General features: G+C 68.5%; 22 protein-coding genes. 7 read left to right on the forward strand and 15 right to left on the reverse strand.

Translation table 11 applies throughout. The features are described from left to right. Window position 1 precedes the first annotated feature (1 nt). Both DB31_RS11975 and DB31_RS11980 read left to right on the forward strand, forming a co-directional pair. Window positions 2-379, forward strand: a complete 378-nt coding sequence (locus DB31_RS11975; RefSeq protein WP_044186568.1) for a hypothetical protein — start codon at window positions 2-4, stop codon at window positions 377-379. Further along, on the forward strand, window positions 376-840 hold the full coding sequence (locus DB31_RS11980) for a DUF6232 family protein (RefSeq protein ID WP_044186570.1): 465 nt from the start codon (window positions 376-378) through the stop codon (window positions 838-840). Before DB31_RS11975 ends, DB31_RS11980 begins: the two co-directional genes overlap by 4 nt. A gap of 42 nt (window positions 841-882) precedes the next feature. Here the strand turns inward: DB31_RS11980 and DB31_RS11985 are convergent, their stop codons facing one another. The 3 genes from DB31_RS11985 to DB31_RS11995 all read right to left on the reverse strand — a co-directional run bounded on the left by DB31_RS11985 (window position 883) and on the right by DB31_RS11995 (window position 2,493). Continuing rightward, window positions 883-1,731 carry an Ig-like domain-containing protein gene (locus DB31_RS11985; RefSeq protein ID WP_240486655.1) on the reverse strand — a complete coding sequence of 283 codons (849 nt, stop codon included), beginning with the start codon at window positions 1,729-1,731 and terminating at the stop codon, window positions 883-885. Window positions 1,732-1,745: 14 nt separating this feature from the next. Further along, complete coding sequence (locus DB31_RS11990; protein WP_044186573.1) at window positions 1,746-2,027, reverse strand: hypothetical protein; 282 nt, start codon at window positions 2,025-2,027, stop codon at window positions 1,746-1,748. Window positions 2,028-2,217: 190 nt separating this feature from the next. Next, a complete protein-coding gene (locus DB31_RS11995) occupies window positions 2,218-2,493 on the reverse strand; it encodes a hypothetical protein (RefSeq protein ID WP_044186574.1) in 276 nt (91 codons plus the stop codon). Between the two features lie 242 nt (window positions 2,494-2,735). Here DB31_RS11995 and DB31_RS47840 point away from each other — a divergent pair, with 242 nt between their 5' ends. After that, complete coding sequence (locus DB31_RS47840) at window positions 2,736-5,648, forward strand: response regulator (RefSeq protein WP_083968171.1); 2,913 nt, start codon at window positions 2,736-2,738, stop codon at window positions 5,646-5,648. A gap of 9 nt (window positions 5,649-5,657) precedes the next feature. On the opposite strand, the gene DB31_RS12005 is transcribed toward DB31_RS47840, so the two are convergent. The 7 genes from DB31_RS12005 to DB31_RS12035 all read right to left on the reverse strand — a co-directional run bounded on the left by DB31_RS12005 (window position 5,658) and on the right by DB31_RS12035 (window position 11,028). Beyond that, window positions 5,658-7,202 carry a PAS domain-containing sensor histidine kinase gene (locus DB31_RS12005; RefSeq protein ID WP_240486656.1) on the reverse strand — a complete coding sequence of 515 codons (1,545 nt, stop codon included), beginning with the start codon at window positions 7,200-7,202 and terminating at the stop codon, window positions 5,658-5,660. 166 nt (window positions 7,203-7,368) lie between these two features. Further along, a complete protein-coding gene (locus DB31_RS12010) occupies window positions 7,369-7,935 on the reverse strand; it encodes a BMC domain-containing protein (RefSeq protein WP_044186578.1) in 567 nt (188 codons plus the stop codon). Beyond that, the gene (locus DB31_RS12015) at window positions 7,928-9,454 is read right to left on the reverse strand and encodes an aldehyde dehydrogenase family protein (RefSeq protein WP_075305968.1); all 1,527 of its coding nucleotides are present in this window, start codon (window positions 9,452-9,454) and stop codon (window positions 7,928-7,930) included. The genes DB31_RS12010 and DB31_RS12015 overlap by 8 nt, the downstream gene beginning before the upstream one ends. Window positions 9,455-9,495: 41 nt before the next feature. Then, window positions 9,496-9,684, reverse strand: a complete 189-nt coding sequence (locus DB31_RS12020; protein WP_044186580.1) for a hypothetical protein — start codon at window positions 9,682-9,684, stop codon at window positions 9,496-9,498. Window positions 9,685-9,693: 9 nt separating this feature from the next. Next, the gene (locus tag DB31_RS12025) at window positions 9,694-9,984 is read right to left on the reverse strand and encodes a EutN/CcmL family microcompartment protein (protein WP_044186582.1); all 291 of its coding nucleotides are present in this window, start codon (window positions 9,982-9,984) and stop codon (window positions 9,694-9,696) included. 33 nt (window positions 9,985-10,017) lie between these two features. Beyond that, window positions 10,018-10,320: an ethanolamine utilization microcompartment protein EutM gene (gene eutM / locus DB31_RS12030; RefSeq protein WP_044186584.1), complete on the reverse strand. Its 303-nt coding sequence runs from the start codon at window positions 10,318-10,320 to the stop codon at window positions 10,018-10,020. A gap of 69 nt (window positions 10,321-10,389) precedes the next feature. Continuing rightward, complete coding sequence (locus DB31_RS12035; RefSeq protein ID WP_044186587.1) at window positions 10,390-11,028, reverse strand: BMC domain-containing protein; 639 nt, start codon at window positions 11,026-11,028, stop codon at window positions 10,390-10,392. Between the two features lie 94 nt (window positions 11,029-11,122). On the opposite strand from DB31_RS12035, the gene DB31_RS12040 reads away from it, so the two are divergent. Together DB31_RS12040 and DB31_RS12045 are read left to right on the forward strand one after the other, a co-directional pair. After that, window positions 11,123-11,728 carry a hypothetical protein gene (locus tag DB31_RS12040; RefSeq protein ID WP_044186589.1) on the forward strand — a complete coding sequence of 202 codons (606 nt, stop codon included), beginning with the start codon at window positions 11,123-11,125 and terminating at the stop codon, window positions 11,726-11,728. 86 nt (window positions 11,729-11,814) lie between these two features. Then, window positions 11,815-13,089: a Stp1/IreP family PP2C-type Ser/Thr phosphatase gene (locus tag DB31_RS12045; protein WP_044186591.1), complete on the forward strand. Its 1,275-nt coding sequence runs from the start codon at window positions 11,815-11,817 to the stop codon at window positions 13,087-13,089. 54 nt (window positions 13,090-13,143) lie between these two features. Here the strand turns inward: DB31_RS12045 and DB31_RS12050 are convergent, their stop codons facing one another. Both DB31_RS12050 and DB31_RS12055 read right to left on the reverse strand, forming a co-directional pair. Next, a complete protein-coding gene (locus DB31_RS12050; RefSeq protein ID WP_052419900.1) occupies window positions 13,144-13,908 on the reverse strand; it encodes a PDZ domain-containing protein in 765 nt (254 codons plus the stop codon). Window positions 13,909-13,934: 26 nt separating this feature from the next. Next, window positions 13,935-14,855 carry an SGNH/GDSL hydrolase family protein gene (locus DB31_RS12055; RefSeq protein WP_169787039.1) on the reverse strand — a complete coding sequence of 307 codons (921 nt, stop codon included), beginning with the start codon at window positions 14,853-14,855 and terminating at the stop codon, window positions 13,935-13,937. 407 nt (window positions 14,856-15,262) lie between these two features. Between DB31_RS12055 and DB31_RS12060 the strand changes: the two genes are divergently transcribed. Further along, entirely contained in the window at window positions 15,263-17,782 is a 2,520-nt protein-coding gene (locus tag DB31_RS12060; RefSeq protein ID WP_063769215.1) for a transglycosylase SLT domain-containing protein, read from the forward strand. 45 nt (window positions 17,783-17,827) lie between these two features. After that, window positions 17,828-18,304 carry a GFA family protein gene (locus DB31_RS12065; protein WP_044186593.1) on the forward strand — a complete coding sequence of 159 codons (477 nt, stop codon included), beginning with the start codon at window positions 17,828-17,830 and terminating at the stop codon, window positions 18,302-18,304. A 152-nt stretch (window positions 18,305-18,456) separates the two neighbouring features. Here DB31_RS12065 and DB31_RS48740 read toward each other — a convergent pair whose 3' ends face one another. The 3 genes from DB31_RS48740 to DB31_RS12075 form a co-directional block, all read right to left on the reverse strand. Beyond that, complete coding sequence (locus tag DB31_RS48740) at window positions 18,457-18,933, reverse strand: hypothetical protein (protein ID WP_157231942.1); 477 nt, start codon at window positions 18,931-18,933, stop codon at window positions 18,457-18,459. Window positions 18,934-19,335: 402 nt separating this feature from the next. Then, window positions 19,336-20,334: a Vgb family protein gene (locus DB31_RS12070; RefSeq protein WP_052419902.1), complete on the reverse strand. Its 999-nt coding sequence runs from the start codon at window positions 20,332-20,334 to the stop codon at window positions 19,336-19,338. A gap of 223 nt (window positions 20,335-20,557) precedes the next feature. Next, on the reverse strand, window positions 20,558-21,190 hold the full coding sequence (locus tag DB31_RS12075; protein ID WP_044186595.1) for an MXAN_6652 family MXYO-CTERM-anchored protein: 633 nt from the start codon (window positions 21,188-21,190) through the stop codon (window positions 20,558-20,560). Between the last annotated feature and the right edge of the window lie 4 nt (window positions 21,191-21,194).

The raw sequence follows: 21,194 nt of genomic DNA on the forward strand, positions 1-21,194 counted from the left end.
CGTGGGGGCTCGACAGGCCGGTCAGGCGCTGCTGTTGGGCGCCGACGAGTCACTGGCCGCGCTCCTGGCGGATGTTCTCTCGGAGGTGGGCATCTCCCTGCACGTGGGGGAAGGGCCTCCCGCTCGTCCGGATCTCGTGCTCGTCCAGATCGAGCGCGGCGAGAGCCTCCTGAGCGCGCTGCAGGGCGCCCGGGATGGGACGTACCCGGCACCGGTCTTCGTCCTGCTGCCGTTCGCGGACGATCGAATGATGCAGCGCGCGCTGCGGCTGGGCGCTCGGGGGTGCTTCGCGCTCGGGCAGCCGCTCGAAGTGCTGCGGCGGATGGTGCTCTCGGTGCTCCCCGCCGTGGGTCCGCTCGCGCCCAAGAGGATTCGATGAGTGATTCCGAGCAGGTGACAGGACCTCAGTTGGGGCAAGAGGAGACTCTCCTCTTCAACGAACAGGGCGTGCTCGTCACGAGCGAGCGCGTGGTCGCCTCCGGCCGCACGTGGCGAGTGGGCGAGCTGGTCGGGGTGGGCTCCATTCGCCGCAGTCCGCGCGTCCTCCCCTGGCTGGTGATCCTGGTGCTGGGCGCGATCGTGGGGTTGCCGGTGCTCAGCTCGCTCCTGGTCAGCCCCCACGCGCCGGGCAGCCTGAGCTACGACGTGGTGCTGGCGCTGGCGGGGACGGCCATCTTCGCCTCCATCGCTGCGCTCGTGGTGGTGGGAGACAGCTACTGGCTCGTGCTGCGCACGCGGCAGCGAGAAGGGCACGTTCTCCGCAGCCGGGACCCCCAGCTCATCTCGAAGCTGGTGACCGTGGTGGGCGAGGCCGCGGAGGCCGCGCGCCAGCGGCGCTGAGCAGGCAGAGCAGGCCGGGGCTGGGAGGCCCCGGGCGAGACGTCACGGAACGGTGATCTCCGCCGTGCCCACCTTGCGGCCGGCGGAGATGGAGATCAGGGCGCGCCCAGGCCCCACCGCCGTGGCCTTGCCGGAGCGGGAGATCCGGACGACGGAGGCATTCGAGGTGAACCAGTGGACGGGCACGCCTTCCACGGGCTTCCCCCGGCTGTCACGCACCTTGGTCTGGAGCTGAAGCTCCTGGCCTCGCTTCAAGGTAGACGTGCCCGGGTCGATGGACACCTGCGAGAGCGCGGGCATGACGAGGACGGACAGCTCCTGCCGCAAGTCTCCCAAGGTGGCCGTGAGCACGGCGGTGCCTGGGGCCACGCCGACGACCTTCCCGGCCTCGATGCGCGCGATGTGCTCGTCGCTGCTGCTCCACTCGGGAGTGCCATGGCGGATGCGCTTGCCCCGCTCATCCAGCACCGTGGCGGTGAGCCGCTCGGGGCGTCCCACCTCGATGAAGCTCCCATTCCCCGCCTGAAGCACCAGCTTGCCGGGAATGGACACCACGAAGCTCAGGCTGGCCCGGGCCTTCCCGCCGGAGACGTGGATGGTGGCGCGCCCGGTGCTCCGCGCGGTGACCACCCCGTTCTCCACCGTGGCGACCTCTGGCGCGGAGCTGGACCAGCTCAGCCGGGGCTCCGCCAGCCGTCGTCCCTGGGCATCGTGCGCCATGGACTCCAGCCTGATGGCTTGGCCTCGCTCCCCCAGCAGGCGAACCTCCGGCTCCACGAGCGTCAGCTGCTCGGGAACCGGATCGCACCCGATGAGCAGGGCGCTCGAGAGGAAGCACAGCAGGGGGCGGCGGAGCAGCGGGGGCACGATCATTCCGAGGCGCATGGGCATGCGGCGGCAGGGGGCTACTTGCGGCCCGTCTTCTTGGGGGGCGGGGGGGCAGGCCTCTCCGCGGCGAGCTTCAGCTCATCACGCTCCCGCGACACCTCCGTGAGGGTGTCTTCCAAATCCGCGACCTTGGCCTTCAAGGTCTTGTTCTCCGCGCGCAACACGCGCGACTCCGCGCGCAGCGAGTCGGTCTCCGAGCGCAGTGAGGTCGCCTCCGCGCGCACCTGCCTCAGCTCCTTGGAGGGACCACATGCCGAGAGCAGCCCTCCGGCTAGCACTGCCATCACCCAGGTCTTCATCAACGCCAAGCTCCTCGAGGGCTCGCGCCAGCGGCCTTCCGCTGGAGGCGGCCCACCCGCGAGTGCAGAGCAAGCCGTGTGCCCACAGCCCAGCTGCTCTGAGTCGCCCGGCTCTGGGCGCGGAACCGTGGCAAGACGCCAGACCTCCCTGGCGTGTTGCCATGCCTCTGTGGCACGCCCGGGGCCTGCGCTACTTCTTGGCCGTGGTGCCTGGCTTCTTCGGGGCCGCCGGAGCGGGAGCCGGTGTGGCCGCTGGGGCGGGCTTCGCCGCGGCGAGCTTCAGCTGGTCGCGCTCCTGGCGCACCTTCTGGAAATTCCCCTCCAGCTCGGCGAGCTGGGTCTTCAGCTTCGTGTTCTCCTGGCGGAGGGCATCCGCGTCTCCCTTGGCCCGCTCCAGCTCTTTGGAAGGTCCGCACGCCACCAGGGGAGCGAGCGCCAGCACCAGGGCTGCCATCCACGCCTTCATTCGTCTTCAACCTCCTGACAGGTCCGAGCCGGAGTCCGTCTCCGGGCTTGGCCTGAGCGGGAGGAGCCAAAGCAAGACGCGTTCCTCCCGTGCGTCCCGAGGGGCGCCCTGCGTGAGCTCAAGAAAACCGTGGCAGGAAGCCATGGCCACCCAGGTGTGTTGCCATGGCTGGATGCTCCCTTTTTCCGTTGTGTCGAGGGGGGCACCGCCCCATCCTGAGGAAGGCTGTCATCAACGTTCCCATGACTTCCTCCCCCTCCGAGCAGGAACAGGCCCTCCTGGGCGAGATCGCTCGCCTTCGCGCACTGGAGGACGCCCTTCGCGTGGCCAACGAGCGCATCCAGCTGGCGCTGAACGCTGGAGCGGTGATTGGCACCTGGGTGTGGGACGTCCGAAGGGACCACTTCACGGCCGATGAGCGCTTTGCCCGGTCCTTCTCAATCAATCCGGAACTGGCGGCGCAAGGCCTTCCGTTGAGCGTGGTCATCACCTCCATCCACCCGGAGGACCGTCCTCGAATCGAAGCCCTGGTCGCCCGGACGGCGGAGATGGGGGGGCCCTATCGCGCCGAGTACCGGACACGCCAGCTCGATGGCTCCTACCTCTGGGTGGAGGCCAATGGCCACTGCGAGCACGGACCCGACGGCAAGCCGGACCGTTTCCCGGGGGTGCTGATCAACATCGACGAGCGGAAGAAGGCGGAGCTGCGCCAGGCCGCCCTCGTCGAGGTGGGCGACAAGCTTCGAGAGCTGGGCGACGCCGGCGAGGTGGCCCACGCCGCCATGGAGGTGGTCGGGCGGGTCATCGGCGTCATCCGCGCCGGCTATGGCCGGGTCGACCCGGCCCTGCGAAAGGTGGAGATCGAGCAAGACTGGGTCAGTGCTCCCGGCGCGCTCAGCGTCCGGGGCGTGCACGAGTTCACCCGGTACGGCACCTACATCGAGAACCTCGAGCGGGGCGAGGTGGTCAGCATCCGGGACATCGAGGTGGATTCCCGGACCATGGTGGGCGTGGAGAACCTGCGGCGGTTTGGCATCCGCGCGATGGTCAACGTGCCGTTGCTGGAGCAGGGGCGCCTGGTCGCGGTCCTGTTCCTTCATGACCGGGTGGTGCGCGACTGGTCTCCGGACGAGATCGAGTTCATGCGCAACGTGGCCGACCGCATCTGGGCAGCCAGCGAGCGCATCAAGGCCGTGGCGGAGCTGCGGCGGGCCAAAGAGACGCTCGAGCAGCGTGTCGCTCAGCGCACCCGCGAGCGCGATCGCCTCTGGAACGTCTCGCAGGATCTGCTGCTGGTGGCGGACTTCGAGGGCCGCTTCCTCAGCGTGAACCCCGCGTGGACCTTGGTGCTGGGCTGGACGGAAGCGGAGCTGTTGGGGAAGACCTCCCGCTGGCTGGAGCACCCGGAGGACGGAGGAAAGACGCAGGCCGAGGTGGCGAGCCTGGCGGCGGGCTTCGCGACGCTGCGGTTCGAGAACACGTTCCGGCACAAGAACGGCACGTACCGCACCTTGTCCTGGACGGCGGTGCCGGTGCCGGAGGAGGGCGTGCTCTACGCCGTGGCGCGCGACATCACCGAGCAGCGCCAGACCGAGGATCAGCTGCGCCAGGCCCAGAAAATGGAGGCCATTGGCCAGCTGACGGGCGGCGTGGCGCACGACTTCAACAACCTGCTCCAGGTCGTCAGCGGCAACCTCCAGCTGCTCCAGCGGGACGTGGGCGGCAACCCGAACGCCCTGCGCCGCCTGCAGACGGCCGTCAGCGCCGTGGAGCGAGGCGCCAAGCTCGCGTCCCAGCTGCTCGCGTTCTCCCGCCGCCAGCCGCTCGAGCCACTGGTGCTCAACCTGGGCCGGCTGGTGCGCGGCATGGACGACATGCTGCGCCGCTCCCTGGGCGAGAACGTGGAGGTGGAGACGCTGGTCTCACCAGGGCTGTGGAACACCTCGGTGGATCCCAACCAGCTCGAGAACGTCATCCTCAACCTGGCCATCAACGCCCGGGATGCGATGGCGGGCACGGGCACGCTGACCATCGAAGTCAGCAACACCACGCTGGACGAGCGCTATGCCCAGCGTCACCCGGAGGTGGTGCCGGGGCCCTACGTGCTGCTGTCCGTCTCCGACACGGGCAGCGGCATGACTCCCGAGGTGCTCGAGCGGGCCTTCGAGCCCTTCTTCACCACCAAGCCCGAGGGCCGCGGCACCGGGCTGGGCCTGAGCATGGTGTATGGCTTCGTCCGGCAGAGCGGCGGCCACGTGACGATCCAGAGCGAGGTGGGGCGCGGCACGACGATTCAGATCTACCTGCCGCGCTCGTTCCAGGATGAGTCGGCGCCCGTGGAAGGCCTCACGGGCCCTGTCGAGGGCGGCACCGAGACGATCCTGGTGGTGGAGGATGACGCGCAGGTGCGGGCCACGGTGGTGGAGCTGCTGAGCGAGCTGGGCTACCAGGTGCTCAAGGCCGTGGATGGGCAGAGCGCGCTGGCGATCATCCAAAGCGGGGTGCCGGTGGACCTGCTGTTCACGGATGTGGTGATGCCGGGGCCGGTGCGCAGCACGGAGCTGGCGCGGCTGGCCAAGGAGCTGGTGCCGCACATCGAGGTGCTCTTCACCTCGGGCTATGCGGAGGACGCCATCGTCCACGGGGGGCGGCTCGATCCCGGACTCCACCTGCTGAGCAAGCCCCACCGCCACGAGGACCTGGCGCGCAAGGTGCGGCAGCTGCTCAACCACCGGCAGCAGCGGCAGGCCCCCGAGTCCCCAGGTGCGAGGAAGACGCCCGTGCCCATTCCCTCTCTGCGGCTGCGCGTGCTGCTGGTGGAGGATGACGAGGAGATCCGCACGTCCACCCAGGAACTCCTGGACTTGCTCGGGCACGAGGTGGTGGCGGTGTCGAGCGCGGAGGCGGCGCGGGGCGCCTTGGCGGCGGGCGCCTTCGAGGTGCTCTTCACGGACGTGTCACTGCCGGGAGGCTCGGGCGCGGACCTGGCGCGTGAGGTGATGAAGCGCCATCCCGGGATGCGGGTCATCATCGCCTCGGGGGATGGGAGCGAGGCGATGAACGGGGAGCGCCCGGGCGTGGCCGTGCTGCTGCCCAAGCCCTACGCGCTGGCTCAGATTCAAGAGGCGCTCGCGCGAGTGGTGGCCTCTCGCTGAGCCGTGGCGTCAGTGCACTTCGTTCTCCTCCAGCTCGTCGAGCTCAGGAGCCACGGGGAGCAGCAACCGGAAGGTGGTGCCTTTGCCCACGATGCTGCTCACGCTCATCTCTCCGCCCAGCCCTCGGATGATGTCGTGGCTGATGGACAGTCCCAGGCCTGTGCCTTCTCCCACCGGCTTCGTGGTGAAGAAGGGATCGAAGATGCGCTCGAGGTTCTCCGCGGGGATACCGCAGCCGGTGTCCTGCACCTCCACGAGCACCTGGTTCTCGCCGTGCCTGCGCGTCACCAGCCGCACCGTGCCTCCACCCGAGTCCGGTAGCGCCTGCGTGGCGTTCATCAGCAGGTTGACGAAGACCTGGGACAGCTGCACCTGGTTGGCCAGCACCAGCGGCGCGTCTCCGTAGTCGCGCACCAGCTCGCCCCGGCCGCGCAGCCGCCCGGAAACGAGCTGCACCGAGTTGTCCAACACTTCGTGCAGATCCATGGGCTGGGTGGTGACGGAGTCTCCCCGCGACAGCGCCCCCAGGCTCTGGACGATGGCCCGCATCCGCTCGGCGCCGTCCCGCGCGTCGTTGAACGCCTCCAGCAGCTCGCTCTGCTCGTCCGGGACCAGCTTCAGCCGTTGCAGCTCCTTCTCGATGTAGTGCAGGTTGCTCAGCACGAAGGCCAGCGGGTTGTTGATCTCGTGCGCCACGCCCGCCGCGAGCATCCCCACCGCCGCCATGCGCTCGTTGAGCCGCAGGCGCAGCTCGTTCTCGCGCTGCTCGGTGATGTCCCGCACCAGGATGGCCAGGCAGTCGCCCACCGGGTTGAGCTGGCGGCGGAACCAGCGGCGCCTGTGCCCCGGCTCCTCCAGCTTCAGCTCCTCGTCGTGGGCCTTGCCCGTCCGCCAGACCTGCTCGCACAGCGCCTGCGGCGCGATGAAGGCGATATGGGGGAACTCGGAGAGCAGGCGCCCCTCGGCCTCGCGCGCCGCGCAGCCCAGCAGGACCTCGGCGTGCGAGTTGAGCCGCATCAGCCGCAGCCCCTCGGGCTCACCCCGGACGACGAAGAACGCGTCGAAGCTGCTGGCGGCCGCCGCCCGGAAGAGCACCTCACTCTGGTTCCGCGAGGCCTCCGAGCGCCGGTGCGCGGACATATCCCGGCAGATGCCGTACAGCCCCGTCACCTGCCCATCCGGGCCTCGGAGAATGCCCTTCGTGGAGAGCCACTCGCGCTGCACTCCCGCCAGCCACTCGCTCATCTCCGCGCGCAGCGTACGCCCGGCCATCAGCGTCTGGCGGTCGAACTCCACTGTGTTCTGTGCCTCCTCCGGGCTCATCAGATCCAGATCCCGGCGGCCCAGCACCTCCTCGACGGGCAGGCCCAGATACTGAGCGCCCGCGCTGTTGATATAGGTGTAGCGCCCCTGGAGATCCTTCGTGAACACGGCGTCCGGGAGCTCCTCGGCCAGCGCGAGGAAGAGCTCGCGGTAGGGCAGCTCCGCGGCCTGGGCCACGGAGGGCTCGCGCTCCGCCGCCGCTGAACGAGGCTCCGGGAGAGGCTTTCCCATCTTCCCTCCCAGCCCGGCGATCATGCGGACGTTGCCCATGGAAGAGCTTTAATCGTGTCCAGGAAAGCCGGGGAGTGAGGGATCTCCCGCTGGGGCCGAATGCGTCCACCAGCGCACGGTGCCGTGAGCGCTCGGTTCACTCCTGGACGTCTGCGTCACTTCTCGTTTAGAGCACCCGGCCGCGCAGCTCGGGGCTGGGGCGCTGGATGATCTCTGTGGTGAGCAGCAGGTGGGGTTCCACTGCCGCCGCCGCTCCTTCGAGCGCCGCCTCCACCATATGGAGCTCTCCGGCCAGGACGAAGACGCCCTTGCCGCCGATGCCCCGCGCCAGCTGCAGCCGCTCCAGCACCACCTCGGCGCGCTTGAGCGCCGTGTCCGCGCACAGCAGCGCCGCGGCCACCGTGTGCGTCTCGACGATGCCCACGCTCTCTCCGAACGTGCCCGGGAAGCGGCCCTGGAGCCCGGCCACGAGCCCGTCCGCGGCCATGGGCAGCAGCAGCTTGTCCAGCAGCGTGCGGCCGGCCACCTCGAGCCCCTCCTGGAAGGACTCCTGCACCTCGGCCACGCCGCCGGAGAACAGCAGCAGGTACTTGCCCGGCGTCACCGCCTCCGCCATTGCCAGTGTCACCGGTGCGCGCTTCACCACCGCGTCGGCCACGACGTAGCCGCGCGCGATGGAGTCCAGCTCCAGGAGCGCCAGCGCAGGGCCGGGAAGTGGCAGGGGATCAGACAATGCGGAACGAGTCCTTGAGGGTGCAGCGCCGCTCGCGGGTGAAGCTCAGCGCGGTGGTGAGCCCCTCGCCCGTGGGGGAGGCGATGGTGAAGGAGGTGTAGCCCTCGCCCGTCATTCCCAGCCCGGCGAACGAGGGCCCGTTCTTCACGAAGATGGAAGTGTTGATGAGGCGCGCCATCGTGCTGAGGTGGTCCACGTTCGTGGAGTGCATGGTGGCCGTGTGCCCGAAGCCGTGCTCGGCCTGGACAGCGGCGGTGATGCAGTCCTCCACGTTGCGCAGCCGCGTGAAGCCCATCACTGGCAGCAGCAGCTCCGCCTGGATGAACGGGTGGGTGGCGTCCACCTCGGCGAACAGCAGCCGCGTGCCCTGGGGCACCCGGATGCCCGCCGCGTCCGCGATCTTCTCCGCGTCCTTGCCCACCCAGTCCTTCACCGGGTGGCCGTCGTGGACTACCAGCTTCTCCAGCCGGTGGATGGCCGCGCCCGTCACCTCGTAGGCGCCGTAGCGCTCCATCTGCGCCTTGAGCTCGTCGGCGATGGAGGCCACCGCGAAGACTTCCTTCTCCACGATGCAGACGATGTTGTTGTCCAGCGAGGCCCCGTCGACGATGTCCTTGGCCGCGCGGGCAATGTGAGCCGTCTCGTCCACCACGGCGGGCGGGTTGCCCGGGCCGGCGGCAATGGCCCGCTTGCCCGAGTTCATCGCCGCGCGCACCACCGCGGGCCCGCCCGTCACCACCAGCAGGCGCACGTTCTTGTGCTTCATCAGCGCCTGGGCCGAGTCGATCGTCGGCTCGGCCAGCGCGCACAGCAGGTTCTCCGGCCCGCCCGCGGAGACGATGGCCTCGTTGAGCAGCTGGATGTGGTACGCGCTCACCCGCTTGGCGCTCGGGTGCACGTTGAACACCACCGCGTTGCCCCCGGCGACCATGCCGATGCCGTTGTTGATGATCGTCTCGGTGGGGTTGGTGGTGGGGGTGATGGAGCCGATGACGCCGTAGGGCGCGCGCTCCAGCAGCGCCAGCCCGTGATCCCCGGTGAAGGCCACGGGCTTGAGGATCTCCGTGCCCGGCGTCTTGTTGGCGCACAGGAGGTTCTTCTTGATCTTGTCCTCCACGCGCCCCAGCCCCGTCTCTTTCACCGCCATCTCGGACAGCTCGCGGGCGGCGCGGCGGGTGGTCTCACGCATGGCCTCGATGGCGCGGTCCTTCACCTCGAGGGACAGCTCGCCCCACTCCTCGAAGGCAGCGCGGGCGGCGGTGGTGGCGGCGTCGAGGTCATCGAAGATGCCCTTGCGGCCCTTGTGGAAGGCGGGCGCGCGCGAGGGCACGGGAGGACGGGCCTCGGGGGTGAGGGGAGCGGTGCCATAGCGGCGCTCGCTGCCTCGCCGGTCATCCGCGTGGCCCTGAGGGGGCTGGGCGGGGGCGGGGACCGGCTGGGGGAGATCCGACAGCTCCTTGGAGAGCTTGCGGACCACCTGATCGACAATCGCGTCGATCTGCTTCGCGTCAAAGCTCATCGGCGAGGCTCCTGGCGGGGCAGGGCGCCCGCCGCTTCACTTCACGAGGCGCGTGGCAGGGGCGGCACCTGCTCGGAGCCCTCGTAGTAGATGCTGGCGGTCTCCTTGCCGTAGACAACGAGGACCCGATCGCTCTGGGCGAGCAGATCGCCCGTCGCCTCGGTGACCTTGCGAACCAGGGAGTCAGACTGCGCCGAGCGTTTGGAGGCTCGGACTTTGACGACCGGCATGGGGGATTCCTACTCCTTGACGTACTTCAGTGTGCCGCCCACTTCCAACTGATCGACGATGGCCATGACGGTCGCGTCGACGGGGCGGTCCTTCGTCACCTTCGTCTGCCGGGCGCTGGAGCCAGAGCAGTAGAGCACCACCTCGCCCACGCCGGCGCCCACCGCATCCACGGCGACGACGACGGGGCCGGTGACTTTGCCCTCCAAGTCCATGCCGCGCAGCACGAGGAGCTTCAAGCCCTCGAGCTCCTGCTCTTTGCGCGTGGCGACCACCGTCCCCACGACCTTGCCCATCAGCATGCGCGGCTCCCGGGTGACTTAGAGGGGGACAGGTCAGGTCGTCCCAGCGTCCGTCTTGCCCTTGCGGCCGAGCGGCAGGACCTGGTCCAGGTTGCCGTGGGGGCGGGGAATCACGTGCACGGAGACCAGCTCGCCCACGCGCTCGGCGCCACGGGCTCCGGCCTCGGTGGCCGCCTTCACTGCCGCCACGTCGCCGCGGATGATGGCCGTCACGTAGCCGCCGCCGATCTTCTCGTAGCCGACGAACTCCACCTTCGCCGCCTTCACCATCGCGTCGGCCGCTTCGACCATGCCGACGAAGCCCTTCGTTTCGATCAGCCCGAGTGCATCCGCCATCTGTTCGTTCCTCTCCGCTGCTGCGGTGAAATCACGTCACGCCGTCCCCGAGAGGGGCCGGCTGAAAACTCACTTGTCCTTGAGAGACGCCGGCTCCTTGCCGGTGAGGCCCTTGAGCGCCGCCACCGCCGCCGCCGCCGCCGCGTCGATCTCCGCCTCGGAGCCGGCCATGTAGAGCCGGCCGAAGGCGCCGTACGGTGTCACATCCACCAGCTTCACGTTGGCCGCCTTCTCCGCCTCGTTGGCCGCCAGCGCCGCGTACGCCGCGGGCTCGCACTCGAGGATGAAGAGGGACTCGCCGGGCTCAATCAGCGAGCCGAAGCGGATCTTGTCCAGGATCATCGCGTGCATCGGCTCGATGGCGCGGATGACGGTGTTGGAGACCAGCTTGGGCTTGATCCGGTCCTCTTCCTTGGCCTCCAGGAACTTGAGGATGGAGTCACCGGCGCTGCGCACCTCGCCCTTGTCCTCGTGGTGGACCTCGAGCATGCCGTAGGCGCGCTCGACCACCAGCGTGGCGGGGAACACCCGCGTGTTCTTGAGCGCGGTGTCGATGATCCCGTGGATGGCCATACCCGGCGCGATCTCCACGAAGAGCGATGCCACGTAGGGCACCGGGAAATAGCCACGGCACGTGGTGCAGATGTGCGCGGCGAGCTGCGGCTGCAGCGAGTCGAGGAAAACGAACGCCCGGAGCGACGTGGCCAAAACAACCCTCCCGGTACTGCCGGTAGAGGGACCTTGCTATAGCGAACCGAACACTTCGTTGACAAGCGCCGTCTGGAGTGGCGGTAAAGGTCGCATGTCCCCCCAATTGCTCTTGATTTCCCTTGTATTCGGGCTCTCCACGGTGGCGGCCGCGCAGCCGGAAGAGGCTCCCCCTGCCACCCGCCGCGTAGGGCAGACGCCCGTCTGGCTGCCCCGTGGCGCCTTCCTGGGCACCTTCATCCGGAAGGGGGCGGTGGTTCCCCAGGCCCGGCTCCAGTGGCAGTTGACGCTCTTCCAGCAGAAGAAGGACGGCATCGTGCTCTTGATGGAGGGCGGAGGCGGGTGGGCCGCGGGGCTGCCGGACACGGCCGTGGAGGGCTTCGACGCGCCCATCCACTCTCTGTATGAGCACACGCTCATGTTCGGAGTGGGCTACCGCAACCAGGACCCGGCGGGTTTGCACTGGGGGTTTCAGGTCACGGGAGGACCTGTCTGGTATGGTGCGCATTACCGGGATCTCCCGGTTGAGCATGACTCGGCGGGGTTGATGGAGGGGCGTATCCACGTGGGATACCGCTTCGGGCCGGTGGTTCTGGGAGTGAGCGGCGGGTACGCCGAGCCCTTCAGCTACACGCGGCGCAGCGTGGCGCGTCAGTTCCTCGGGGGAGCGCAGTTCGGGTTCTTCGCGGATTGGAGATAACCCTAGGCTCCTACCTGTCCTTGCCAGTCCTTCACAGGGCTGCGTAACGTGCGAAGTCATCCCCTCGGAGTCACGGGAGTGTCGCGGTGGCATTGACCACAGAAGCATTCGGTTTGACCGACGTTGGCCGGAAGCGTCAGCACAACGAAGATGCGATGTTGGTGGAGTCCCAGCTGGGGCTCTACATCGTCGCTGACGGCATGGGCGGTCACGCCGCGGGAGAGGTGGCCAGTGCGCGGGCGACCGAGGTCGTCAAGCAGCACATCACCGCGAACAAGCACCTGCTGAAGGATCTGGCCTCCAACCCGTCCCAGGACAGCCGGGCGGCGGCGGCGGCGCTGGTGGAAGTGGCCATCCAGCGGGCGTGCGCGGACATCTACAAGATGGCGCTGGCGGACGCGGCCAAGCGAGGCATGGGCACCACGTTCGTGTGCCTGGCGCTCAGCGGGAACAAGGGCGTCATTGGCCACGTGGGCGACTCGCGCGTGTACCTGGTGCGCCACGGGCAGTGTCACCGGCTCACCGAGGACCACACGCTGGTGGCCGCACAGCTGAAGGCCGGCACCATCACCAAGGAGCAGGCGGCCAGCTCGCAGTACCGCAACGTGATTACCCGTGCGGTCGGCATCCAGGAGTCCGTGCAGGTGGACACCCTGATCGTCGACCTGATGCCGGGTGATGTCTTCATCCTCTGCTCGGACGGCCTGCACGGCTACATCGAGGACGAGGAGATGCTGCCGCTGGTCAGCACGGTGGCCATTGGCGATCTGCCCAAGAAGCTGATCGACACGGCCAACGAGCGCGGCGGCAAGGACAACATCACCGCCGTGGTGGTGAAGGTGGCTGGCGACGGCGCGGTGGCCAGCGAGGAGACGAGCGAGGCGCAGTCGCGCATGGAGGCGCTGCGGAAGATCCCGCTCTTCCGGCACCTCACGTACAAGGAGCAGACGGCGGTGCTGTCCATCGCCACCACGCGCACGTTCCCCGCGGGGCGGGAGATTGTGGTGGAGGGCCAGCCGGGCGAGGAGCTGTTCGTCGTCATCCGCGGCCGGGTGGTGATTGAGAAGAACGGCGTGGAGATCGCCGAGCTGCGCGCCGGTGGGCACTTCGGAGAGATGGGGCTCATCGACAACGCGCCGCGCTCGGCGACGGTGCGCGCCACCGAGCCCACGCGAACGATGGTCATCTCCCGGCCGGACCTGATGAGCCTGATGAAGCGCGAGTCCATCCTCGCGGTGAAGATGCTCTGGAGCTTCGTGCAGGTGCTGTCGGACCGGCTGCGCGCGACGAACTCGGAGCTGAGCGAGGCGCGCCAGGAACTGGCGGTGGCGCAGTCCGTCCAGCCCTTCGCCGAGGAGTAGGGTCCCCGGCGCCCCGGTGCCGCCCAAGGGCCGCGCACCGGGGCAGGCTGTGGGTCAGCGGAGGGAGTCCGTCACCTCGTAGGTGAGGGTCTGGAAGGAAGCCTCTCGGTACACCTGGAGCTGCACCGTGCCGCCGGGTGTGGACAGCCGATCGGCCAGGGCTCCCAGTTGGTCAGGGGAGAGCGGCGCTCCATTCATGCGGAACAGCACATCTCCCTCGTGGAGGCCGAGCCGCGCGAAGACTCCGTTCTCCTGAACGTCGGTGAGCTGGATGGCGGGCTGTGGAAACACCCTCAGGGTCTCCGCATGCGCGCCCAGGCCGTATTTGCCGCGGAGCTGCGACACCACGCTGCTTTTCACCTTCCAACGGAGCCGGCCCTCGTGGACGGCGGCCGTGTCGAAGCGGTGGCGGATGACGCGCAGGGACACGTCCCGGCCCACCGGGAGCAGCTGGGAGCCCTCGGGCCCCGTGAGCTGGAGCCCTGCGGAGGTGATGGCCGTCACCCGGAGATTGCGGCCCAGCAGCTCTCCCACGTGCAGGTTGCGCGTCTCCCAGGTCTCCGTGTCCGCCAGCGTCGCGAAGGACTCGGTTCGAACGGGGCTGAGCTGGACTCCGAAGAGGCGATAGCGGGCGGTGCGCGCCTCATACGCCGCCGCCGCGTCGCCCAGCTCCGGTGCCAGCAGGTCCGCGAGCTCCGCCTCACCCACCTCCGTGCGCGGTGCCTCCCCAGTGTTTCCCTCCGGCGGCTGCGCTTCATTGGAGCAACCGGCGAGCGTCACCACAACCATTCCCCACAGCAACACAGACATGCTCTTCATGGTGGTTCCCCCTGGAAGGACGGCCGTTACTGGAAGCACTCCCCGACAACGCCCGCGCCATCCGGGTTGGTGGCCCAGGCTGCGCACGCCAGCTTTCGCTGCGCCGACACGCTGGGGTGGAAGCAGTCGGTGCCGTTGAGGTCCGACGCGCGGAAGACGTACGTGCCCACCGAAGTGTTCTGGAAGCCCTCCTCGAGGGAGCCCTGCCAGTCCGCCACGAAGCGCACGCCTCGCGGGTTGCGGCCGTCGATGTTGGCTGCGTAGAGATCGACCTCGGCACGGGTCGCCGCGTTGTATTCATTGATGCGAGCGCCGATCTGCGCTCGCCGGCCGCCGTTCCTCTCTGCGGTGACGATGCGGCAGATGCCTGCGGCGGGCCAGATGACGTACGAGCAATACAGGCTCTTGGCATTCCCAGCGGCGTAGAGGAAATCCACCCGAGGGAAGCTCAGCACGTGTACCGTCGCGCCCGGCGAGAGGCAGGCCGCCAGCTGATCCAGCCCCGCGCGCAGCGCGTTGACCCAGGTGTCGAGCGAGTACATGTTCGCGGTGGCATCCGAGCTGGAGGATCTCGGCCGGTTGCACACGTCGTTGGCGCCGAGGAGGACAGAGACGTGCTGGGGCTTCTCCTCCTGCGCGCAGATCCGCGATGCCTGGACGGCGAAGTTGTTGCTCCCGCCGACCATCTCCGCGCCCGAGACGGACTCGGGTTGCTGGGTGAAGGAAGGGACGAGCTCCCGATACCGCATGAAGATCGAGAAGACGCTGCTGGAGGTGCCTTGCACCCAGCTCAGCTCCGGGCGATCCGCGGGCCACCCATCCGCGATCGCGCCTTGGGACATGCTGTCACCCACGTTGGACTGCTTGGTGGGGAGCTCGGCCCATGCCACACCTGCCAGGAGCCCCGCTGCCACTGCGCAGAGAATCCGCATTCGAGATGTGCTCACGACGTGTTCCTCCGGTGAGTGAAAGCTCTGCGGTGTGTACAGGAAGGGCCTGGGGCGCCCCATCCGTCGGCGAGGCAGACGCGTTGGCCACCACACGAGGACGAGCGCGGAAATCCACGGATGATCGTCACCCTGTGCCCGGAGTCGTGCGCGGTGATGCCTGATGAGCAGGGGAGGTGGGGTGGGCCCTCGCAGGTAGGTCTTCCCGCTACCGTCTCCCAGGGTTCCCTCCGTGGGGAGCAGAGAGGCGCAGAGCCGCGCCGTCGTGTTTCGTGCAACGGGCCTGTGGCTGTTGCCACGGGGTATCACCTGGAAGACGCGAGCAAGCAGTCATGCACGGGGGGCCCATTCCGGTGGGGATCCCCGTGTCCATTCCTGTCCGGCGAGAACAGCGGGCGGGGAGCGGCATGGGCGGATTGCGTGGCGCGTGGGTGGTGCTGGCGTGCGTGGGCGTGCTTGGGGGGCGGGCGGTGTGGGCCCAGGCTCCTGGCGAGGAGGCTCCGTCCGACGAGGTGCTGTCGGAGGAGCAGCTCGAGCAGCTGCTGGACTCTCCAGCCGAGCAGCCCTCGGGCGCGGACCTGAATGAGGCGATGTTCGGGCTGGAGCAGCTCACGCCCTACTTCGCCGAGGGGACGCTGGCCAAGGCCCGGGCTGAGTACGACCGGGGCCGGTACCGCAAGGCGCGGACACTGCTCTCGCAGGAGCAGCAGACGCTTCCGGTTCGCTTCCTGATGGCGCAGAGCGCGCTGAACCTGCGCGATGACGTCACCGCGGCCGAGGAGTTCGCGGCGCTGGCCGAGGAGTACGTGCCGCTGAGAGACCACTGCTTGATGCGCGCGGCCCAGTCCAACGAGAAGCTGCGCAAGCTGGAGCTGGCGGCCACCCAGTACCAGGCGGTGGATCCGAGCTCGCCGCTCTATCCGGACGCGCGGTTCAACCTGGCGCGGGTGCTGGAGCGGCGGAGGGACTTGAACGGAGCGCTGAACGCGCTGGCGGAACTCATCGAGAGCCGCAAGGCGCGCGGACCAGACGCCGTCCGCATGCAGGCGCTGCTGGCCACGTGTGATTTGGCGCGCAAGCAGGGCCTGTACAACGTGGAGCACAAGGCGCTGCTCGAGGTGTGGGCCACGAGTCCGTTGTCCCGGGAGGCGGAGCGCGCCCGGCGGCGGCTGCAGGGGCTGCCGCTGCCGCTGAAGTGGCGGGTGCGCCGGGCGGATGCGCTGGTGGATCTGCACCGCAACCACGCGGCGATGGAACTGCTCGACGGGGTGGTTCCCCACGTGGCGCTGCCGGACCCGGTGGGGTGCAATGCGCGCCTCATCTATGGCGAGGCGCTGCGCAAGGAGCGGCAGCACCACAAGGCGATTCAGGTGCTCTCGCCGGTGGTGGAGCAGTGCCACCTACCGGAGGTCCGGCCGCAGGCGCTCTACGTGCTGGGCTACTCGCAGTCCGTGGTGGACAAGGACGCGGCGGTCGGCACGTACGACACGCTGGCGCGCGACTACCCGGAGCACGGCTATGCGGATGACGCCCTGTTCTTCGCGGGCTGGCTGTTCCAGCGCAAGGGCGAGCTGGATGCCGCGATGACCCGGTACGACGAACTGGCCAGGAAGTACCCCACGGGCAACTTCGCGTCCGAGGCGCTCTTCCGCTCGTACTGGCTGCACCAGCGGCGGGGGGAGCATGCGGCGGCGCTGGGGGCGCTCCAGGCGGTGGAGAAGATGCCGCAGGCGGCGCGGACGGACGAAGCGCTCTGGCGGGCGCGGTACTGGATCGCCCGGACGATGGAGATGCAGAACGAGGTGCCTGCGGCGCTCGCGGGCTATGAGCGCATCGCGGCCGATCGGCCTGCGACGTGGTACGGGATGCTGGCGCGCTCGCGGCTTGCGCTGCTGGCGCCGGGGCGGCTGGTGCGTGCACCGCCCGTCTCCGCGACGCCGATCGCCATGGTGGCTCCCGTCTCCACGGCTCCTGTCTCCGTGGCACCGGCCTCCGTGGCGCCTGTTTCTGGGGCGCCGGTCTCGGCGACTTCGGCCACCCTGACGTCCATGCAGACGGTGGCGCCGGAACCCACGGCGGAGCCTGCGGTGATCTGGCCGCTGCCGATGGGTGGGCTGGCCAAGGATCCGCGCTTTGCGGCGGGAGTGGAGCTGATCCGGCTGGGAATGTCCGGTGCGGTGCAGGAACTGCTCGCGGTGGAGCAGCGGGCGCTGCCGGAGGGCCCGGCGCGGCTGCTGTACCAGATTGTCCAGCGCACGGGGCGGGGCTGGGCGGCGCGCAAGGTGGCGCGCTCCACGCTGCGGGACGAGGTGCGAGGCCCGCTGAGCTCCACGTCCCGGCCGATCTGGGAGGCCACGTGGCCGCTTGCGTTCCGCACGCTCATCGAGCGCCAGGCGAAGACGAACCGGCTGGATCCGGACCTGCTGCAGGGGCTCATCCGCGAGGAGAGCCGGTTCAATCCTCGGGCGCGCTCGTCCACGGGAGCGCTGGGACTCACGCAGCTGATGCCCGCGACGGCGCGCCAGGTGGCGGCCTCGCTGAAGCTGGCGGCGGTGGGGGAGCAGACGCTGCTGCAGCCGGACCAGAACGTGCGGATCGGCGCGGCGTACCTGGGGCAGCTGCTCAAGCACTTTGGAGGGAACGCCGCGTACGCGGTGGCCGCATACAACGCGGGGCCTGGAGCGGTGGAGCGCTGGCGGAAGGCGCTGCCGCAGGCGGACCTCGACGAGTGGGTGGAGCACATCACCTTCGACGAGACGCGGGACTACGTGAAGAACGTGCTGGGCAGCTACAACGCCTACAAGCAGCTCTACGGCTCGCAGTCGCCGCTGCTGCAGATCACCACCATGACTCCCGCCAATGGTGCGGGGCTGGCGGAGCGTGAGGCGGGAATGGGCGGCTCGGGTTCCGAGGTCCTGCAGAAGTGAGCAGTTTCCCTTGCGAGCAGCTGGACACCGGCTCACTCTCCGGGGATGGAAAACGCTGCGCCTGAATGGAAGCTGCCGTGGGAGGGTGGGTGCCGCTGCGGGAAGATCCGCCTGCGCGTCACTCAGCCTCCGCTCCTGACCATGGCGTGTCACTGCACGGGCTGTCAGCGCATGAGCTCGAGTGCTTTCAGCCTGTCGATGGCGGTGCCGACGCCCGGCTTTGAGGTCCTCTCCGGCGAGCCGGTGGTCGGGGGGCTGCATGGGCCGACGAAGCACATGTTCTGCGGCCACTGCATGACGTGGATGTTCACGCGGCCCGAGGGCATGGACTTCTTCGTGAACCTCCGGCCGAGCATGCTCGACGACTGGAGCTGGTTCGTGCCGTTCATCGAGACCTACGCGGAGGTGAAACGGCCCTGGGCGGCAACGGGCGCGGTGCACTCCTACCCGCAGTTTCCGGAGATGTCCGCGTACGAAGGGCTCATCGCCGAGTTCGCCGCGAAGGGTGTGCGTCCCAAGTAGCGAGCCGCAGCCGCAAGGGGCTCGGGTGTGTTCCCTCGTTGCCGGTAGCCCAGGTGCAGTGGCAGGTGCTCCATCCCGCGCGACAGGGTGGACGAGCGCCACCGCGAACTGCGAGGCGTGAAGCGCGTGCGGCTCGTGCTTGATGCGGCGGTTCAGCGCGCGGTGCACCTGTTGCTGCGGCAACTACCGCCCGGACACTCCGAGTCGGAGTAACACTCGCCGCCTGCGGTGGTGCACTTGCCGCTACGGCAGCTCCCGCCGTTGCACTCCGAGTCGGAGTAGCACTGGCCACCGGCGGTAGTGCACTTGCCGCTACGGCACCTGCCACCCGGGCACTCGGAATCCGAGTAGCACTCGCCACCCGCAGTGGTGCACTTGCCACTGCGGCAGCTCCCGCCGTTACACTCCGAGTCGGAGTAGCACTGGCCACCGGCGGTAGTGCACTTGCTGCTGCGGCACCTGCCACCCGGGCACTCGGAATCCGAGTAGCACTCGCCACCCGCAGTGGTGCACTTGCCACTGCGGCAGCTCCCGCCGTTGCACTCCGAGTCGGAGTAGCAGTCGGCGAGCGCGGTGGGGGCGAACAGGAGCGCAGTGAGCGCGAGCGGTACGACCAGCAGTCGGGACATGGTCACCTCTCCGAGCGCTCCATCCTGCTGGCAAGCGTGGGCTGCGCGCAACGAGTGGGAGGCAACACTCCTTCGTGTGGTGCTCGTCCGCCCACGCATACAGCGCCTGATGCCCGAGCGGTGCCAGCTGGAGCCACTCCAGCGTTCTTCTTCCGATGGGCGGGGAGGCGTGGCTTACTACACGGCTGGATGGGAGCAGGCCGGATCGGAGTGTCCTCGCGGTACCGGGCCTGCGAGCAAGGAGGGCTCTGGTGAAGGAGCATCCCGGAGGGGCTTCCCTGGTGCCACTGGCTCCGATGCTTGGGTGTCTCCTCCTTGTGGCGAGCTGTCAGGGATGCGAGAGGCCCGCGGCGCAGGTGTCGGCCATCGAAGGGGTGGAGGCCGGTGTCAGACCCTCCGCAGCTACTCTTCAGTGCTTGTGAGGTTTGGCGGCATGAATGTCAGCGAGATGGGATTCCCCAGCCCACCGCTGCCGGGTTGAACAAAGAGATCGATGAACGCGCCTGTCTTCCCGTCGAAGCGAAACACGGAGGCGCCCTGGAAGCTTGGCAGGTAAAGGTTTTCGTCGGGCCCGAAGACAAGATCATTGACCGTGATCAGCCCATTGCTGCCAGCAGGAATGAAGACATCGATCAAGGCGCCCGTCGTCCTGTTGTAGCGCCGCACGTCGTTGTCAAACGTGGCGACATACAGCTGGCAGTCGGGTCCGAAGGCAAACTTGGGGTATTTCACGCCGGTGATGAAGACCGCTCCCGGCTGGCCCTCGGCTGGCAGGGGAGCTCCCGTCCATTTGTCGTAGCGCATGATCTGGTCGGTCAAGACGCTCTCGACGAAGAGGTGCCCCTCTGGGCCAAAGGCCAGGATCTGCGGGACCTTCAGTCCTCCCCCGGAGGCGAAGACGCCCAAGAAGGCGCCCGTCTTCCCGTCGTAGCGCAGCACGCTGTTGGTGCCGAAGAAGCTGTCGCTGACGTACAGGTTCCTGTCGGGACCGAAGATGAGGTCGCCCGGAGTCCCGAGCCCCCCTCTGCCGGCTGGCACGAACACGCCCATGAACGCGCCCGTCCTCCCGTTGAAGCGCAGGATGTTCTTGGTAGCGAAGCTCGCGATGTAGAGGTGTCCATCCGGGCCGTAGGCCAGGCCCTGGATATTGGACAGCCCGCCACTGCCGGGAGGGATGAAGACGCTGACGAACTCTCCCGTTGTCCCGTCATAGCGCAGCACGCTGCTGTTGACGTTGCTGCTGACCAGCAGATCACTCCTGGGAACCAGCCCTTCTTTTTGAGCGTCCCCTGCCTCCCAGCGCTCGGTGAGCTTCGCCTGCTCCGCCACCTCGGATACTCCGCACCCGGCAGCCAGCCACGTCACCAGCAAAGCACTCCACAACCCCTTCCCACTCACCATGTCCCCCTCCTGTAGGTGGATAGAACTCCCACATCCACTCCCGCCAGAGTGTAAAGAGGATCAGGTGAAGACCAGTGGCTGGCAGGGTCAGTCCGCGTCCATGGGCGAGCCTTTGATGGGCCTCTGGGCTCGAACTGTCAGGCCCGCATCATCCTGCGCTCGCCCGTGGCGCTGCTCCTCCCGCGTGGGGAGTGACACCTCCACGTCACTCCCCACGAGTGGCTCAGCCCTGGCGGCGCCGGAACAACATCAAGCCTGCCAGCATGCAGCCCCAGATGGGCGCACTCCCAGCAGCGGCGCATCCACCCCCATCCGCGTTCTCCTCTGGCTCTTCCTCCTGGGGGACGTCCACGGGTGTGCCCTTCCCAATCTTCACGCTCAGCTTCGCGGTGGAAGACCTGTCCCCATCGCTTTTGAGGTCCGCGTTGGTGGAGTTACCGGCCCCAAAGAGCGTGAGCGTCACATCGGTCGCGGGCGCGACGAGCGAGAAGTCGAAGCGCAGCACCCCGGCGTTGAAGGGCTGGGGAGCGGAATGCGTCAACTCGGTCCCCAGCTTCTTGAGCCCGGCGCTGCTGGCCAGGAGAGAGGTCTCCGCGCTGTCCACGGCGATGTTGATCCCACCCGTCTTCGCGGCGCCTCCCCGGATGATGAGGGCGTACTGGCCCGTGGCCCCTGGCTCCAGGCTCGTGGGGCCCTCGAACTCCACGGTGGGAAGCTCTCCCCCTTTATGACACGTGCTGCACGTCATCCCGTCCTTGCCAGACTGCCCGGTGATGCCCGTGCTGGTGGCGAGAGCAGGGGAGGACCACAGCGCCAAAGCGGCGAACACGCTCGTGATACGGAACTGAGGATGCATTGAA

Origin of the sequence: Hyalangium minutum, assembly GCF_000737315.1 — a bacterium.
In the GTDB taxonomy this organism is placed as follows: domain Bacteria; phylum Myxococcota; class Myxococcia; order Myxococcales; family Myxococcaceae; genus Hyalangium; species Hyalangium minutum.

Excerpts from the sequence above, each read along its gene's own strand:
- DB31_RS12050 (WP_052419900.1), bottom strand. The coding sequence starts at position 13,908 with ATGAAGAGCATGTCTGTGTTGCTGTGGGGAATGGTTGTGGTGACGCTC.
- DB31_RS12065 (WP_044186593.1), top strand. The coding sequence starts at position 17,828 with ATGGAAAACGCTGCGCCTGAATGGAAGCTGCCGTGGGAGGGTGGGTGC.
- DB31_RS11990 (WP_044186573.1), bottom strand. The coding sequence starts at position 2,027 with ATGAAGACCTGGGTGATGGCAGTGCTAGCCGGAGGGCTGCTCTCGGCA.
- DB31_RS11985 (WP_240486655.1), bottom strand. The coding sequence starts at position 1,731 with ATGCCCATGCGCCTCGGAATGATCGTGCCCCCGCTGCTCCGCCGCCCC.
- DB31_RS48740 (WP_157231942.1), bottom strand. The coding sequence starts at position 18,933 with ATGTCCCGACTGCTGGTCGTACCGCTCGCGCTCACTGCGCTCCTGTTC.
- DB31_RS11980 (WP_044186570.1), top strand. The coding sequence starts at position 376 with ATGAGTGATTCCGAGCAGGTGACAGGACCTCAGTTGGGGCAAGAGGAG.
- DB31_RS12020 (WP_044186580.1), bottom strand. The coding sequence starts at position 9,684 with ATGCCGGTCGTCAAAGTCCGAGCCTCCAAACGCTCGGCGCAGTCTGAC.
- DB31_RS12040 (WP_044186589.1), top strand. The coding sequence starts at position 11,123 with ATGTCCCCCCAATTGCTCTTGATTTCCCTTGTATTCGGGCTCTCCACG.
- DB31_RS12075 (WP_044186595.1), bottom strand. The coding sequence starts at position 21,190 with ATGCATCCTCAGTTCCGTATCACGAGCGTGTTCGCCGCTTTGGCGCTG.
- DB31_RS12015 (WP_075305968.1), bottom strand. The coding sequence starts at position 9,454 with ATGAGCTTTGACGCGAAGCAGATCGACGCGATTGTCGATCAGGTGGTC.
- DB31_RS12005 (WP_240486656.1), bottom strand. The coding sequence starts at position 7,202 with ATGGGAAAGCCTCTCCCGGAGCCTCGTTCAGCGGCGGCGGAGCGCGAG.
- DB31_RS12070 (WP_052419902.1), bottom strand. The coding sequence starts at position 20,334 with ATGGTGAGTGGGAAGGGGTTGTGGAGTGCTTTGCTGGTGACGTGGCTG.
- DB31_RS47840 (WP_083968171.1), top strand. The coding sequence starts at position 2,736 with ATGACTTCCTCCCCCTCCGAGCAGGAACAGGCCCTCCTGGGCGAGATC.
- DB31_RS12060 (WP_063769215.1), top strand. The coding sequence starts at position 15,263 with ATGGGCGGATTGCGTGGCGCGTGGGTGGTGCTGGCGTGCGTGGGCGTG.
- DB31_RS11995 (WP_044186574.1), bottom strand. The coding sequence starts at position 2,493 with ATGAAGGCGTGGATGGCAGCCCTGGTGCTGGCGCTCGCTCCCCTGGTG.
- eutM (WP_044186584.1), bottom strand. The coding sequence starts at position 10,320 with ATGGCGGATGCACTCGGGCTGATCGAAACGAAGGGCTTCGTCGGCATG.
- DB31_RS12025 (WP_044186582.1), bottom strand. The coding sequence starts at position 9,984 with ATGCTGATGGGCAAGGTCGTGGGGACGGTGGTCGCCACGCGCAAAGAG.